Annotated in this window: 14 protein-coding genes and 3 pseudogenes; 2 read left to right on the forward strand and 15 right to left on the reverse strand. The window is 30.0% G+C overall.

The window, feature by feature from the left end; all coding sequences use genetic code 11:
* Positions 1-98: 98 nt before the first annotated feature.
* The 13 genes and pseudogenes from ANHYDRO_RS00180 to ANHYDRO_RS00235 all read right to left on the reverse strand — a co-directional run.
* Positions 99-299, reverse strand: a pseudogene (locus ANHYDRO_RS00180) (hypothetical protein); the annotation flags it as partial.
* Between the two features lie 177 nt (positions 300-476).
* Positions 477-958, reverse strand: a pseudogene (gene metG / locus ANHYDRO_RS00185) (methionine--tRNA ligase subunit beta); the annotation flags it as partial.
* A 144-nt stretch (positions 959-1102) separates the two neighbouring features.
* On the reverse strand, positions 1103-2338 hold the full coding sequence (locus ANHYDRO_RS00190) for a tyrosine-type recombinase/integrase (RefSeq protein WP_004812154.1): 1236 nt from the start codon (positions 2336-2338) through the stop codon (positions 1103-1105).
* Between the two features lie 77 nt (positions 2339-2415).
* Entirely contained in the window at positions 2416-2625 is a 210-nt protein-coding gene (locus ANHYDRO_RS00195) for an excisionase (RefSeq protein ID WP_009345237.1), read from the reverse strand.
* Between the two features lie 435 nt (positions 2626-3060).
* Positions 3061-3471, reverse strand: a complete 411-nt coding sequence (locus ANHYDRO_RS00200) for a sigma-70 RNA polymerase sigma factor region 4 domain-containing protein (RefSeq protein WP_004812157.1) — start codon at positions 3469-3471, stop codon at positions 3061-3063.
* A gap of 238 nt (positions 3472-3709) precedes the next feature.
* Positions 3710-5074, reverse strand: a complete 1365-nt coding sequence (locus ANHYDRO_RS00205; protein ID WP_004812158.1) for an MATE family efflux transporter — start codon at positions 5072-5074, stop codon at positions 3710-3712.
* A 42-nt stretch (positions 5075-5116) separates the two neighbouring features.
* Entirely contained in the window at positions 5117-5767 is a 651-nt protein-coding gene (locus ANHYDRO_RS10145; protein WP_004812159.1) for an ATP-binding cassette domain-containing protein, read from the reverse strand.
* Positions 5745-6581: an ABC transporter ATP-binding protein gene (locus ANHYDRO_RS10150; RefSeq protein WP_004812160.1), complete on the reverse strand. Its 837-nt coding sequence runs from the start codon at positions 6579-6581 to the stop codon at positions 5745-5747. The genes ANHYDRO_RS10145 and ANHYDRO_RS10150 overlap by 23 nt, the downstream gene beginning before the upstream one ends.
* A gap of 2 nt (positions 6582-6583) precedes the next feature.
* Positions 6584-7318 (reverse strand): energy-coupling factor transporter transmembrane component T, encoded by a 735-nt coding sequence (locus ANHYDRO_RS00215; RefSeq protein ID WP_004812161.1) that lies wholly within the window; start codon positions 7316-7318, stop codon positions 6584-6586.
* Entirely contained in the window at positions 7318-7899 is a 582-nt protein-coding gene (locus ANHYDRO_RS00220) for an MptD family putative ECF transporter S component (RefSeq protein WP_000715596.1), read from the reverse strand. Before ANHYDRO_RS00220 ends, ANHYDRO_RS00215 begins: the two co-directional genes overlap by 1 nt.
* 80 nt (positions 7900-7979) lie before the next feature.
* Positions 7980-9714 (reverse strand): annotated as a pseudogene (locus ANHYDRO_RS00225) (ABC transporter ATP-binding protein).
* The gene (locus ANHYDRO_RS00230; protein ID WP_004812168.1) at positions 9708-11453 is read right to left on the reverse strand and encodes an ABC transporter ATP-binding protein; all 1746 of its coding nucleotides are present in this window, start codon (positions 11451-11453) and stop codon (positions 9708-9710) included. The pseudogene ANHYDRO_RS00225 and the gene ANHYDRO_RS00230 overlap by 7 nt, the downstream one beginning before the upstream one ends.
* A 93-nt stretch (positions 11454-11546) precedes the next feature.
* The gene (locus tag ANHYDRO_RS00235) at positions 11547-12170 is read right to left on the reverse strand and encodes a TetR/AcrR family transcriptional regulator (RefSeq protein ID WP_004812170.1); all 624 of its coding nucleotides are present in this window, start codon (positions 12168-12170) and stop codon (positions 11547-11549) included.
* Positions 12171-12478: 308 nt separating this feature from the next.
* Between ANHYDRO_RS00235 and ANHYDRO_RS00240 the strand changes: the two genes are divergently transcribed.
* Positions 12479-12835, forward strand: a complete 357-nt coding sequence (locus tag ANHYDRO_RS00240) for a plasmid mobilization protein (RefSeq protein ID WP_004812171.1) — start codon at positions 12479-12481, stop codon at positions 12833-12835.
* 1 nt (position 12836) lies between these two features.
* Positions 12837-14168, forward strand: a complete 1332-nt coding sequence (locus tag ANHYDRO_RS00245) for a relaxase/mobilization nuclease domain-containing protein (RefSeq protein WP_039913588.1) — start codon at positions 12837-12839, stop codon at positions 14166-14168.
* A gap of 146 nt (positions 14169-14314) precedes the next feature.
* On the opposite strand, the gene ANHYDRO_RS00250 is transcribed toward ANHYDRO_RS00245, so the two are convergent.
* Together ANHYDRO_RS00250 and ANHYDRO_RS10155 are read right to left on the reverse strand one after the other, a co-directional pair.
* The gene (locus ANHYDRO_RS00250; RefSeq protein ID WP_004812176.1) at positions 14315-14836 is read right to left on the reverse strand and encodes a VanZ family protein; all 522 of its coding nucleotides are present in this window, start codon (positions 14834-14836) and stop codon (positions 14315-14317) included.
* 27 nt (positions 14837-14863) lie between these two features.
* Positions 14864-15235: an ABC transporter ATP-binding protein/permease gene (locus ANHYDRO_RS10155; protein WP_004812177.1), complete on the reverse strand. Its 372-nt coding sequence runs from the start codon at positions 15233-15235 to the stop codon at positions 14864-14866.
* Positions 15236-15247 lie beyond the last annotated feature (12 nt).

Genomic DNA, 15247 nt, shown 5'->3' on the forward strand with positions numbered 1-15247 from the left:
CTCCTTTACGTCCAAAATTTTCTGCCTGTTAAATTCTAATTTATCTAGTTCTATTATATTATATAGTTCCTCGCATGTATAGACTCTTACAGTAAATATTACAATCTTGTTATCACTGTATTACCATTTATCTTAGCTTTACCCTTTCGTGTAATATACTTTTCAATATCAAAAACATTTTTCTTATCACAATCTTCCAATAACTTATAATTCTTATGTTTTGTAATATCAAATTTATCAGATAAGAAAAGTCTCACTCCGCTTAGCTTATATATACACTTACCACCATCCATTAAAGTAGAAACTACGTTTAATAACGTAGTTTCAAACTTAATATAAAAGTTAAAAAAAGCTATTAGCAAACTCCATACTAATCTTATTGGTAATAAAATTATTCTAATTATCCATCTCATACATACCCCTAAAAATTAAACTGGATTCATAACAAATCCCAGTTTAGTAATTAGCGTTGTTCTTTAATATAATTTTGATCCTGCTGGAATATTATTATCCAACATTATTAAGGTTTAAGTTTTTACTTCTTCCGTCGTTACTCGCAAATTGCAGATATAATCATACCTTCTGAGTCGACTCCCATCATCTTACGTGGAGGAAGATTACAAATCGCAAGTAGTGTCTTTCCAACTAAGCTCTCTGCGCTATAATATTCCTTAATACCAGATAAAATAACTCTTTCTTTTTCAGAACCATCATCTAATGTAAATTTCAATAGTTTTTTTGACTTTGGAACTTCTTCGCAGTTCTTAACTTTTACAACTCTAAAATCAGATTTTGAGAATGTATCAAAATCAACCATATCTTCAAATAATGGCTCTACTTTTACTTTTGAAAAGTCAATTTTTTCTGTCGTAAGTTTGTCATAAGTTTCGTAAGTTTCTTTTGATAAATCACTATTTTCTGTCTTTTCTAAGCCTATTGGCTTCATTGTTGGGAAAATCCCCTCTACCTTAGATAATTGTCTAAATCTCTATAAAAGTCTATTTTATGGTACTTCTCCATTTACGACAATTTGCTAACTCTCTATAAGTGCCTATAGATTTCTAGCAAATTGTCGTAAATTTGTCGTAAGCTGTCGTAAATTCTAAAATATAAATTTCATTGCTTTTTCAAATTCTCCCATCTGTTCTATCTTAAAATCTTCTGTTGCATCTACATATATATCCATTGTTGTACTAATATCAGAATGACCTAGAATAGACTGCATTGCTTTTGTATTTATATTTTGTTCATTAAGCCTTGTAGTAAAGGTGTGTCTGAAAATGTGATTGCTTAAATGTGGAACTAATAGAATATCATTAGAGCTCGATTTATTTTTATCCATTATACTTAAATTGCAATCTCTAACAATTCTTCTTAAAGCTTTATTAAGTGTTCCATTATTGTGAACCTTTCCGAATCTGTTTAAAAATACAAAGTCTTTGAATCCATCGATTGAATCACAACATTCGATTCCAAAAGTCTTTTGTAACTCTCTTTCCATAAGAAAAGCATCTTTTACTTTTTGAACCATAGGAATACTTCGCTTACCTGATGCTGTCTTCGGTGTATTAATAGCATATCTATTGTTTAATCCTTTACCTTTACTATAATATACCAAAGTCCTATTTACATTTATAAGACCATTATCAAAATCTAGATCGTCCCATTGCAATCCTGTAACTTCTCCAACTCTCATTCCTGTCCAAAGCATAACAATGAATATTGGATACCATTTTTTATATTCATCACTATTAGATAAATATTCTTCAAATAGCACCTGTTCTTCTATTGTCATGGCTTTTTTCTTCGGAGATTCATTTCGATAAGCTACTTTCAATTCTTTCAAAGCATTGTCAGATGGATTAAACCTTATATATTCGTCATCCACTGCTAATTCTAATACCTGATGTAAGACAGTATGAACACAATCTATAGTAGAAATCATTAATCCTTGATCTTCCTTTAATCTGTTATAAAAACTTCTAACATCAGATCTTTTAATATCAGATAGTTTAATACGACCAAAAGTCGGTTCTACAAATTGTTGATACATATAGATGTAATTTTTAAAGGTATTATCCTTTAAACCTCTTTTAACCTTTGTCCATAGCTTAAAAGTATCATTTACAGACAAGCTACTTCCTTCGTTGTTGATTCCATCTATAGTATTGCGTAAAATATCTAATTCCTTTTCTCTTAATTCTTTTAGAGTTTTCGCATAGATAGATTTTCTACGACCTATTTTGTCTTGCCACTTAAATTCATAAGTGCCATTTGACCTTTGATATTCACCGTCTTTTAAAACAACCCCTTTACTATCTTTGCGTCTTTTTACCATAAAAATTCTCCTTTTTTGATAAAAGACACGCTATAATTATTATACCGCATTAAGCGTGTTTTATATATAGTTTTAGATTAAATAGAGAACTGTCTATTTAAATATTCTTCCATTAATTTTTTCTTAATAAGACGCTTACTTCCATTAAATAATACAAAATCGCAATCATTTTCATCCGTTAATTGTCTAACTTTATCTTGACCAATATTAAAATATTCAGATGCTTCTTTTAATGTTAGAAATGCTTTCTCAGAAACACGAACACCTTTTATATTTTCGTTAATCATAAATCCTCCAAATAATATATTTAAAATATTTATTTTAATATTTTTAAAGTTTTTTGACATTGACAAGTGCCTTGGATTAGCGACATAGGAATCTCACCTCCGCCTCTGTTCAGGATGAGCCGGCTTCAACCTTAGAAGTATCATTATCCTCATTTTCTTCATAGCGAATAGGGTATCCCTCCCTATATTCAAACTCTTACTTATCGCTCCCTTTCTTCTTCCCTTGCTTTTAGTTTAGTAGTACTTGTTTTGCCGAATTATTCAGCAGAAAGATCTTGGCGGATAGGTTATTACGCTCCAAAAATGATTAATGTCTTGTCTTGGTCTATTCAATTGTTAAGGTTCAAATATCATTTAGATTTCTTTTAAAGTAGAAAGAGGACAAAACTCCCCTCACTTTATAAAGGAAAATTTGCCCTCTTTGGTAACCAGAAATTATATTTCTTCTATAAATTTCTTTAGTTTTTCTAAAATCTTATCTCGCCTTTTTATTAAAGCAGGATGTGAGATATTTTTAGTCTTTGCTACTGCACGAAGTGTTTCATCATTGAAATATAATCTTTCTATGATTTCCCGTTCATCCTTATTTAACTTTGACATAGCATTTTTTAATGCTTCAATCATCATTTGTGTAGCTACAACTTTTTCTACATCAACGTTTTTATCTTCTAGATTATATTCAAAATTCCCATCGTGATTTAGGGACGAAAAAAATAGCAAGTGGTTTTTCTTGTCCACCTGCTCTAAATATTTTTCGTGTTCTCTTTCTTGCCAGTAAACTTTGTATATCTGCTCACTTACTTTGATTTTTTGCCCACCGACATAAAGGTAATATTCTTTTGTCATTTATGTTTCCTCCATCCTTTTTTTGTCTTTATGTTTTCAGACAAAAAAAGGAGGACTCCTGCTCTTGGGCATGGTTAGTCCTCTAAAATGAAAGAAACTCTTTCTGATAAGAATTATATTTAATTTTTTAACTGAGTTATCTAGCTTATAAACAGCGTAAATCAAAGAAAAAAGGTAAATTTACTTTAATTATATTTATTTGCATATTTCCCTCCATTCTTTTAAATAAACCCACTTATTATTCATTACTTGAATTTTTCAAACTAATTTTATCCATCCTATTTAATTCCCCAAACATCATTACTACACCAACTATTATCATAATTAAATCTACAAGTGGTTCTGCAAACCATACTGCTTTAACTCCAAATATCATTGGTAAAATAATCATAGCAGGTACGAATAAAAATAACTGCCTTAGCATGACTATTATGCCAGCTTTTTTAGCGTTTCCTATTGATTGGAAGAATGTTATAGTCATTACCATTACTCCATATAGGATAAAGATAGAATAAAATAGTCTAAAGTTCCCTATTCCCTGAGTTATAATACTTTCTTCTACTCCAAATAAAGAAAGTATATTCTTTGAAAATGCTAATGCTGGCACCCAAAATATTGATGCAAGAACTAATCCTCCGATAGAAAATACTTTCATAGCTTCTTTTACTCTGTCGTATTTTTTCGCTCCAAAATTTGTACCAACTACAGGTTGTAAACCTTGACTCATTCCCCAAAGTGGAATAAATGAAAAGGCATATATTCTAAGTGTTGCTGCCATCAAGATAGCATTTGTATCTCCACCATATTTAAAGGACATTTTATATAACATTGTTTGTTGAATCATAAATAAAATTTGCATCATCATAGCAGATGAACCTACTCCAAACATTTCTTTTTTTATTTCCTGATCAGGTTTGATTTTATTTATTTTTACTGCTTTACTTTTATATTTGAAGTAATGGAGTGTTATTATTGCTTGAACTAATTGTGCTGTAATAGTTGCAAGTGCAGCCCCTTCTATTGCGTATTTTCCCATTAATTTCATTAGAATCGGATCAAGAATTATGTTTAAAAAAGCCCCTAGCCCCATAATGAGCATTGCTTTTTTCATTAATCCTTCTCCACGCATAACCATGTTTGCTGATTGAGTAAAGTTTACAAATAAAGAACCAATAAAAATTACTCGTAAATATCTGATACCATATTCTTTAATTTCTCCACTTGCTCCAACCATATCTAAAAAATGTGGCGCAAGTAAAATTCCGCCTATTGTAATAATTGATGAGAATAGAATAACCCAAAAGATTAAATTCCCCATAATTTTATCAACTGTTTTTTTGTCGCCCTTTCCTATAGCTCTTGATAAAACCGATGCTGAACCTACACCAATAAGTGTAGATACACCACTATTGAAAAATGTAAGTGGCATAGCTACACCACAAGCTGTCATTGCTGTTTGTCCTATAATATTTCCTGCAAAAATTCCATCCATTAGTGGATAAAGACCTATTACTATCATTCCTATTACAGCAGGGATAGATAATTGAAAAAGTAAATCTATAGGTCTTTTTGTTAATAATTGTTCTTTCATATCTTGTTTCATAAAATTACCTCCTTTTTTTCATCCAGATTTTTTTAGCAAATTTTAAGTTTGATCGAAGAATTCCCTAATTTTTCCCATATTCTTTTCATCTTTAATACCATGCCATTTGACTTTTCCATTCTCCATAAACATAAAATAATCACAACAACATTCTACTAATTCCGGATCATGTGTGATAATAAAAATAGTTTTTCCGTCCTCTTTAAGCCTTATCATTTCATTAGAAACTTCTTTCATATTCTTAAAATCCAAACCACTTGTAGGTTCGTCCAAAATCAGTATTGTCCTATCAGAAGCGATAGCACTTGCAATTGCAACCCTTTGTTTTTGCCCTCCGGATAATGACATTGGATGGCAATCTATAAAATCCATTAAATTTAACTTTTTACATATTTCATCGATCTTTTCTTCTTTATTCTCATCGTTCTCTATACTCAAAAGAATTTCTTCTTTAACTGATTCGGTAAATAATTGATGATTAACATCCTGCATCACCATAAAACATTTTTTTAGCCTTTCTCTTGTAGCATAACTTTCTGTTTGTATATTTAAAGTTCCTTTTGCTTTTTCTTCAACTCCACATAAGCATTTTGAAAAAGTTGATTTTCCAGAACCATTATTTCCTAAAACAGCCACAATAGATTTTTGAGGTAATACAGCATCATTAATTTCAAAAAAAAGGCTCTTTTCCATAACTAAACATAAAATCCTTAATCTCTATTTGTTCCTTAGATTCTATATTTTTTATACGGCTACTGGTATCAATAGGGTGTATGCTCCTTAACCCCATATTATTTAAAATGCTGTTAGGTAATTTCTTGAACTCAACACAAGAAAATTCTTTGTTAATTTTTCCATCTTTCATATAAATAAATCTATCTGCAATATCAATTAAATATTGTAGTCTATGCTCTGCAATAACCACAGTTGACTTTTTTTCTTTCCATTTTTTTATGATATATTTTAACATTTTTATAGTTTGTATATCTAAATTAGAAGATGGCTCATCTAATACATAGATTTCAGGCTCCATAACAGCAGCAGAAGCACAAGCAATTTTTTGTTTTTCTCCTCCTGACATAGAAAACAAGCTCTTATCAAGCAAATCTTTTATATTTAATTCTTTTGTTACCTTGCCAATTCTTCTACAAATTTCTTCTCTTGAAATCCCAAAATTTTCACAGGCGAATGCAATTTCGCTTGTTGAATCTACATTGAAAAATTGAGTTCTTGGATTTTGAAATACTGATCCTACATATTGACTCAATTCATTAATAGAATTTTTAGAAATTTCATGTTCATTTACAATAACGCTACCAGTCAAATTTCCGGAATAATACCCGGGAATTAACCCATTTATCAACCTACTTATTGTAGTTTTTCCGCAACCGGACTCACCACAAAATACAACTACTTCACCAGCATTGATATTTAAATTAATATTATAAATTCCAGCATTCTTATTCCCGCTATCATAAGTAAATGACACGTCTTTAAATTCAATCAATGCTATCCCCTCCTATATAAAAATAGTCCTGTAAAGGCAATTGAAAAGAGTAAAATGAGTAAATCATATATAGTAAACTTTACTTTTACTACAGTAGTTCTCTTTTTCAAAGCTCCCAATCCTCTACTTATTGCTGCCGCCGACAATTCATCACCTATTTTTGCAATAGAAACGATTAAAGGTATTGTTACATATTCCAAGTATAAACTTGGATTTTTCCACGCCTTTTTATTTTTAAAACCAATTCCTCTCATTTTCATAGCAGTCTTAATAGAGTTGTGTTCTTCTTTCAAAGTTGGAATAAACCTGAATGCAACTGCTGTTGGAATAATAAATGCATTGGGAATTTTCCACTTTACCATGGCTGCTATAAACTCGCTCGTTTTTGTGGACATTACAACATAATATCCCAACATAAAAATTGGAAATAGTCTTAAAATCAAGGCATTCAACAATACTGAAATTGTATTTATGAGTGTAGGCAATGTGTACATATCTTTCGTAAAGTGTGCCATAATAGCCAAGGTAAATAGCCCTCCATAAATGAAAGATATCTTAAATTGTTTATTAGATAATAATAATGCTATTGCCACAATGGCGGATATAAGGCTAACTAAAATATCCTTATATCCGACAGACATTATGGTTGTTATAAATATCATAAATAAAATTTTAGTACGAGGATCTAAGAAAAAGCCCTTTGGTTTATTCGGTTTATATACCTCATACTCTTCCATTAAATGATACCCGCTCTCTCAAAGTGTTTCTTAAGCATTTTCCTCCCTAAATTTGCACCAATAACTGAGCCGATAAAAATAATTCCAAATGCAGCAATCCCCATCCAAGAAGGCATATATTTTGCGAGTGCAAGTGCATATTGTTCTCCCATTTGTTGCTTAACACCTTCCATATAGGTATCTGCCATTACCCACATTGGCATTTGACAACCTATCATTCCGCAAGAAAATAGCCAAAATCCAATAACATTCTTTTTAAAACTCTTAAAACCACCTGATTTCATAACCAGATCACTGATAATTCCAAATGGAATGTATCCCACTAATGCTAACCATGTATAGCCCATAAAATACCAAAACACACCGATAATAATTGACATAATCGTAACCATGCCAAATTTTTCTACTTTAGTTAAAAACAACATAAAGGGAATTCCTGTGACTATAGGAATTAGAAGATAGATAGCTGGGTATAAAATAGGTATTGCATTCATCATCCCTATTACAAAAAACAGAACTAAATAAATAGCTGTATAAATTCCTACATTGATTAGATCTTTAGCTGACAATCCTTTTTTCATTTTTTTAATCCTCCTTAAATTAAAATAATATAAATCTACATGAGCTATATTTGAATAATTCTCATATAAATCATTTTCACTTATGACAGTTTCCAATTGACTGCCTTTTGTCGTGCCTCAACAAAATTTTTATAGATACCTTCTGCTTGAATTAGCTCTTCATGTGTGCCTTTTTGATTTATTTTTCCATTTGCTAAAACAAGTATTTGGTTTGCATTTTTTATTGTCTTTAGTCTGTGTGCTATCATTATTACTGTTTTATTTCTTGTGAGTTCCTCCATAGCAACCTGCAATTTATCCTCATTTTCAGGGTCTACATTTGCAGTAGCTTCATCGAAAATAATAATAGGTGCATTCTTTATCATTGCTCTTGCAATTGATATTCTTTGTCTTTCTCCACCAGATAGACTTGCACCTCCCTCTCCTATAACTGTTTCATATTGTTCAGGAAGCTTCATAATAAATTCATGACAACACGCTTTCTTTGCAGCTTCTATAACTTCCTCATGTGTAGCATCCGGCTTGGCAAACTTTATATTGTTCTCAATAGTGTCTTGAAATAAATAAACATTTTGAAAAACCATACTAATTTGTCTCATTAATGACTCCAATGAATATTCTTTAATATTGTGTCTACCTATGCTGATTTCTCCTTTCTCTACATCCCAAAATCTCGCTATCAAATTGCAAAATGTAGTTTTTCCAGCTCCTGAAGGCCCAACTATAGCTGTCATTTGGTTTTGTGGTATCTTGACCGAAATATCATCGAGGATTTTTTTACCTGAATATGAAAACTCTACATTATCAAAAGAAATATCGAAAGTAGTAGGCTTTATGTCTTTTCCATCAATATCCATCTGTGGAAATTCCTCTAACTTCCTTGTTTGCTCAATAGATCCACTAACAACTCTGAGAGAGGTTGTTGCACTTCCTGCCAATTTTATTTGAGAAAAAGCAAGAAAAGAAATTATAATCGTCATAACTGTATTTAAGAATGAGAGTTCTCCATTGATATAAAAGAAAATACCTGCACCTATTATCAAAATGCTAAACAAATCCAAAAGAATATTTTGCGAAATCGTATAAGGTGTAAACAGTTTTTCACAATCAAGATTTATTTTTCTACTATTTTCAATAGCACCTCTGACTTTTTCATCTCCTTTCCCTGTTAAATTGAAAGATTTTATAACAGACATTCCTCCAATTTGCTCTAAAATGGCATCAACTAATTTAGCAGATGCTTTTTGTCTTTTAGGAAGAACACTCCTTGATTTGCTTTCCATTTTTGAGAGAACAAATAAGTACAATAGGCATCCAATTGCAACAATAAAACCTATTCTCCACTCAAATGCTAAAATCATTATTGTAAATATTATCGTGTTTATAAAACCTGATAATGTATTTACCATAACCATTGCGGCGGTATTTTCTACATCTTCTAAAACAGTTGTAGAAATTCCAACCACTTCACCAATATTGTTTTCATTGAAAAATCCCATAGGAATTTTTTTTGAGCATTTCTCCTATTGCTACTCTTTTATTTGCCACCATGAAATAACTTGCATGGCATTGCTGTAATTGTGAAAAATAATTTGTAACACTTCTTCCGATTATGCTAATAACAAGAAGTATTAATGCTATCCACGCAGGCATCATGCTCATGTCTTTTTGGGCAATTGCTTTCACTATAAAATAAATAGCACTGATTTGAAGCATATGAAAAATCGCAAACAAAAAACTTACCCATATAGAGTGATATACATTTTTCTTTTCATCACCTGAGAAATCTAAAATCTTTTTTAAAGCACTTAACATTTCATCTCACCATCCTTAGTTCCTATGTGAGCGTTCCACATATTTCGATATAATTCACAACCTTCCAATAATTCATCATGCTTACCGTATGAAACAAGTTCTCCATTCTCAATTAAGAATATTTGTTCTGCATCTGTTATAGTTGATAACCTATGAGCAATAATAATCACCGTTTTATCTTTTATAAGCTTTGATAAAGCTTGCTTTATAATCACTTCATTTTCAGGATCTATATATGAAGTAGCTTCATCAAGTATTACTATAGGTGCATTTTTGAGCATTGCTCTTGCAATTGATATTCTTTGTCTTTCTCCACCAGAAACATGGCTCCCACTACTTCCGACAACCGTATCGTAACCATGTTCCATTTTCATAATAAAATCATGACAACCCGATTTCTTAGCAATGTCTTCTACTTCTTTATCACTGGCACTTGGATTACCCATTCGGATGTTTTCCCTAATACTTTCGTTGAACAAAAAATTATCCTGAGAAACAAATGCAGTTGAACTATATAATTGCTTTAATGGAATTTCCTTAAGATTGTATCCACCAATATTTATATTTCCTTCCGTAATATCCCAATATCCAGCTATTAATTTTGCTAAAGTTGACTTGCCACTTCCACTTGGCCCAACAAAAGCCACTGTTGTCCCTTCTTTTATGTTTAGGGATATTCCATGAAGAATTTCTTTTTCTTCTTCATATCCAAACTTTACATTTTGTAAATCAATATTATATTGCTGGATAGTCACTTCTCCATCAGAATGCTTTTGTTCTTTTCCTTCTAAAATTGAGTTAATAGAATTAGCAATAGTTCCTATCTTAGCAAGACCATCAACAAAATTGATTGTTTCAAGTAAAGGTCCTGCAATACCTAAAGATAGAATAATAACAGATATAAATACTTCTGCACTCAAACTGCCACTAATGTAGAAATACCAACCAAATGGAAGCACTGTTATCATTGTAGTAGGAGATATATTTTTAGATAAAGATACAGGTAACTGGCAGCTCTTCATCCATTCATAAAAGTATCTTGCATTTGCAATGACTTTATCTTTGTACTTTGCGTACGATCTCTTGTCTTGATTAAATGTTTTTATCACTTCTATTCCATTGACATACTCAACAATTGCAGAATTCATTTCTCGATTTACCTTTACAGATCCTTCATATTGAACAGCATAATTTTTCATTACGAGTCCCATAAAAAGCATCCCCACAGGAATGGATACTAATGATAAAAGAGCCATTCTCCAATCAAGAAATAATAAGTAAATAAATATACTCAAAGAGCCTAATAAATTTGAGGTCATTTCAGGTAAAAGGTGTGCCAGAGGCTTTTCCATACTTTCAACTTGATCAACCATAATTTGCTTAAAATTTCCACTTGGAACAGAGATTATTTCCCCTAATGGCATCTTTGGGAGTTTTTCAAGCATTCTTAAACGAACATCTTTCAGTACATTAAAAGTTGCTTTATGAGATACAGATAAAGCCATAGAGTATAAAAATGATTTTAAAATATAAGATAACAATCCTATTCCTAACCATAAGGAATAAATTTTAAAATCCTCATTTCCCTTTAACAATTCAACTAAAATACGACTTGCTGCAATATATGGAACAATCCCTGCAATAACACCGATACTCGCTATAAATACAGATGTTTTTAACTTTGAATGTTCCTTTTTTGCAAGTTCCCACAATATAGTAGCAGGACTTTTTTGTTTCATAATCAACACCTCCAAATAAAATAACTTAATTAGCTAACTTAGTTATCTTTTCTTTAAAAAATATAAGGGCGTTTAATACCCTTTCCCTTATATTTAAAAACCTCGCAATTTCTCCCATCCATCATAAAAAAACTTCGAAACTATTCTTGTGTTTAACTTTACCTCTTCTTCTGTTTGAGAATGTATTATAATTTCACACAACGCATTGATATAAGCGTGGTTTAACAAATGCATTGCATCTTTAGAGACTTCTGGTTTTATATTCTTTTTATTTGAAACCATATGAAACGCTTTATGTCTATTTATATCTTCCTTTTCCACAAGAAGCTCTATAAAATTATCATATTTCGTACCATATGATTTATATATTAAAAGATTAAATAAATCTTTTTTGCTAAACATATATAATGCAGATTCAATTGACCCTTCAATGTTAATTTTTGATAAATCTTCTCCACAATTTTTTTCTATGTTTTGAAAAGATTCCTCTTCAAACTTGCTATAAAAACCCAAAAGTTCGTTTGCCAATGGATCAACTAAACTGATAAATAAATCTTCTTTATCATTAAAATGCCTGTAAAAAGCACCCGTTGTAACCCCAGCATCTTTGCAAATTTTTCTTAAATTAGCTCGTTCATACCCATCATTTAAAAAATTAACTTTACCACTATCCATAATCTTTTTATGTGTTAAATCGTAACCAGTAATTTCTGTCATATCCCACTTCCTTTACTAACGGCTAAATTTATAAGTTTGCGACATATAGATAACTTAGTTATCATTATATACTCTTATCTTATTTTTGTCAATACGAACAGTAGAAAATCATACTTAATTATGATATAATTACTAATAATTAAATACAGGCTTAACGCTTATAACTTTAATAGCAAGCACAGTAAGTGTACGGACACTTACGAAAAAATTAATGGAGCAGACCTTTACGGAATGCTCCATTTTTTTAATTTTTACCTTGTTAGGGAGAACCCTAAGACCCCTAAATATATTTTATAAAGGAGAATAAAATGACAAATAGATTTAGAAATGAAAGAATAGAAATAAAACTAACTAAAGAAGAAAAAGAAGTTTTTGAAAAGAAAATGAAACTTGCTAATTGCAAAACTATGTCCCACTTTCTTAGAAAATGTGTATTAGAAAAAGAAATTTATGTTGTAGATTTAGAACCATTTAGAAACTTACAATGGCTACTTTCAAATGCAACAAATAATATAAACCAGATTGCAAAAGCTACTTATACAACTGGTGTTATTTACAAAAATGAAATCGAGTCAATGAATAAACAGATAGAAAAATTATCAAAAGAAATATTGCAGATCCATTCCCTACTTCTTAACAAATCAAAAGAAAGTTCTGGTGATTAATATGGCAATTACAAAAATACATCCTATAAAATCAACTCTAAATTTGGCAATAGATTACATTACTAAAAGCGAAAAAACTGATGAAAAAGTCTTAGTATCATCATTCAAATGCTATCCATCTACTGCCCATATTCAATTTATGAAAACACGAGAAGACAATGATACTAAAGGTACAGTTTTGGCTAGGCATTTAATTCAATCTTTTCTACCAGGAGAGGTTGATCCTATAAAAGCTCACGAAATTGGAATGGAATTATGTAAGAAAATTTTAAAAGAAGATTATGAATTTGTTCTTGCAACTCATGTAGATAAAGGGCATATCCACAACCATATAATCTTTAATAATGTTAATTACAAGACTGGTAAATGCTACCAATCTAACAAAAAAACTTACCATAAAATTAGGTATCAAAGTGATGAATTATGTAAAGAAAATAAGCTCTCAGTCATTGATGAATATTATGAAGCTTACAAGAGAAAATATAAAACTGCTGGTAAATCTTGGTACGAATATGACCAAAACAAGAAAGGAAATTCTTGGAAATCTAAACTGCAATTTGATATAGATAGAATGATTAATAAGTCTAAATCTTGGGAAGAATTTTTGGAAAATATGAAATCTCTTGATTATGAAATTAAGTTTGGTAAACATATTGCTTTTCGCCATAAAGATAAGCAAAGATTTACAAGATCGAAGACCGTCGGTGAAGATTATACTGAAGAAAAAATCAAAGAAAGAATAGATTTAGCAATTAAAAATAAAGCTAATCCTATTAAAAAGCGTGTAGGAAATGTCATTGATATATCTACTAATGAAAAAGCTCAATCCTCTAAAAGCTATGAAGTTTGGGCAAGAAAACACAATATCAAAACAATGGCTGATTCAATAATTAAACTTAGAGAACAAGGAATTAATTCAATCACTCAACTAGATGATCTAATCAAAAAATCTGCTGATGATAGACAAGACTTGTTGGATAAAATAAAGAAAATTGAAGCTGAAATGAAGAGTTTATCTCAAGATATGGAAAATATAAATACTATAAATAAGTATCGTGAAATCTATAAATACCATAAGAAAAATCCTGAAGACAAGCAATTTGCAGAAGAATATTATAGTGAACTTTCTGTCTATAAAATAGCCGCTAAAGAAATCTTAAAAAACTATAATAAACTCCCTAATACAAAAGAAATACTATCAAAGCTCGATAAATTGCAAGAAAAAAAGAACACCCTTATGCAAGAGTATTCTTTGAATAAAGAACAATTTTATGACCTTGTTCAGTATAGTAAAAACTATGAAAATTATTATGGGAAGGAAGTGGAGAGATAAAAAGCTATAAAAGAGTAAACGATAACTCTGTGTAATTGCATTAAAGGGTATTATAATATTTATTGTTAAGTATAAGAATTTAAGAGTCAAGTCCATAATATTGTGTAAATTAAACTAGTACAATATTATGGACTTGACTAAATTTTTTAAATACCATTATATTTTAAAAAAACAATTAATACTAAACTTATAAAAATAGCACTAATAAAAGCTATCCAAAAAATAAATTTATCTACTTTAAACTTAGATTTAAATTTTTTTAAAGCTAAATTATATATTCCCACGCCCAATACACCACCTAATGTATTATTAATTATATCAGTTATATCAAATACTCCAATTGACAATGCGTACTGTAAAAACTCTATAGCTAAACTAAAGAAAAATACAAAAAGAATACTTTTTAAATTGTTTTTACGAAATAAAATAGATCTAATCATAATTCCCAAAGGTAAAAAAATGAGTATATTTGATACCATCTCATCAAAAATAACTTTAATATTAACTGTATTGTCATAATAAAATGGTAGTAAATTTATTTGTCGCTCAATCAATAAATTATTGATTGAAAATGTCATTTTAAATACTACAATAAAGATTAACCAAATTATATAGTATACAGTTAGCACTTTCATCCCAACTGAAATATATTGATTTTTCAATTTCATAATTAATTCCCCTTCAATCTATTAAAGTCACTTAAATTCCTTATTATACATTAACTTATATCTATTACAGTTTTCAATTAAATCATCGTGACTCCCATCACCTACTATTTTTCCATTATCCATCACAATAATTCTATCAGAATTCATCGCACATCTTATCCTATGGGTGATATATATAATAATCTTATCATTCAAATTATTTAAAATATTATCAAATCTAGTGGAATGACTTTGAATTATATTAATTATTGTTTGTCCTAATTTAAGAACTAAAAACGGAAAAACACCACTTACAATTGACAATATTATAGTAATCGCAAAAGAATTTTTAACTACTTCATAAATCATCTTGAATGCTATTTTTATACATTCAAGATGATTTATTTTATCCTTACCCATATATTTATCCTC

Origin of the sequence: Anaerococcus hydrogenalis DSM 7454, from assembly GCF_000173355.1 — a bacterium.
GTDB lineage: Bacteria > Bacillota > Clostridia > Tissierellales > Peptoniphilaceae > Anaerococcus > Anaerococcus hydrogenalis.

Coding starts and splice junctions, on each gene's coding strand:
- ANHYDRO_RS00190 (WP_004812154.1), bottom strand. CDS start 2,338: ATGGTAAAAAGACGCAAAGATAGTAAAGGGGTTGTTTTAAAAGACGGT.
- ANHYDRO_RS00195 (WP_009345237.1), bottom strand. CDS start 2,625: ATGATTAACGAAAATATAAAAGGTGTTCGTGTTTCTGAGAAAGCATTT.
- ANHYDRO_RS00200 (WP_004812157.1), bottom strand. CDS start 3,471: ATGACAAAAGAATATTACCTTTATGTCGGTGGGCAAAAAATCAAAGTA.
- ANHYDRO_RS00205 (WP_004812158.1), bottom strand. CDS start 5,074: ATGAAACAAGATATGAAAGAACAATTATTAACAAAAAGACCTATAGAT.
- ANHYDRO_RS10145 (WP_004812159.1), bottom strand. CDS start 5,767: ATGGAAAAGAGCCTTTTTTTTGAAATTAATGATGCTGTATTACCTCAA.
- ANHYDRO_RS00215 (WP_004812161.1), bottom strand. CDS start 7,318: ATGGAAGAGTATGAGGTATATAAACCGAATAAACCAAAGGGCTTTTTC.
- ANHYDRO_RS00220 (WP_000715596.1), bottom strand. CDS start 7,899: ATGAAAAAAGGATTGTCAGCTAAAGATCTAATCAATGTAGGAATTTAT.
- ANHYDRO_RS00230 (WP_004812168.1), bottom strand. CDS start 11,453: ATGAAACAAAAAAGTCCTGCTACTATATTGTGGGAACTTGCAAAAAAG.
- ANHYDRO_RS00235 (WP_004812170.1), bottom strand. CDS start 12,170: ATGACAGAAATTACTGGTTACGATTTAACACATAAAAAGATTATGGAT.
- ANHYDRO_RS00240 (WP_004812171.1), top strand. CDS start 12,479: ATGACAAATAGATTTAGAAATGAAAGAATAGAAATAAAACTAACTAAA.
- ANHYDRO_RS00245 (WP_039913588.1), top strand. CDS start 12,837: ATGGCAATTACAAAAATACATCCTATAAAATCAACTCTAAATTTGGCA.
- ANHYDRO_RS00250 (WP_004812176.1), bottom strand. CDS start 14,836: ATGAAATTGAAAAATCAATATATTTCAGTTGGGATGAAAGTGCTAACT.
- ANHYDRO_RS10155 (WP_004812177.1), bottom strand. CDS start 15,235: ATGGGTAAGGATAAAATAAATCATCTTGAATGTATAAAAATAGCATTC.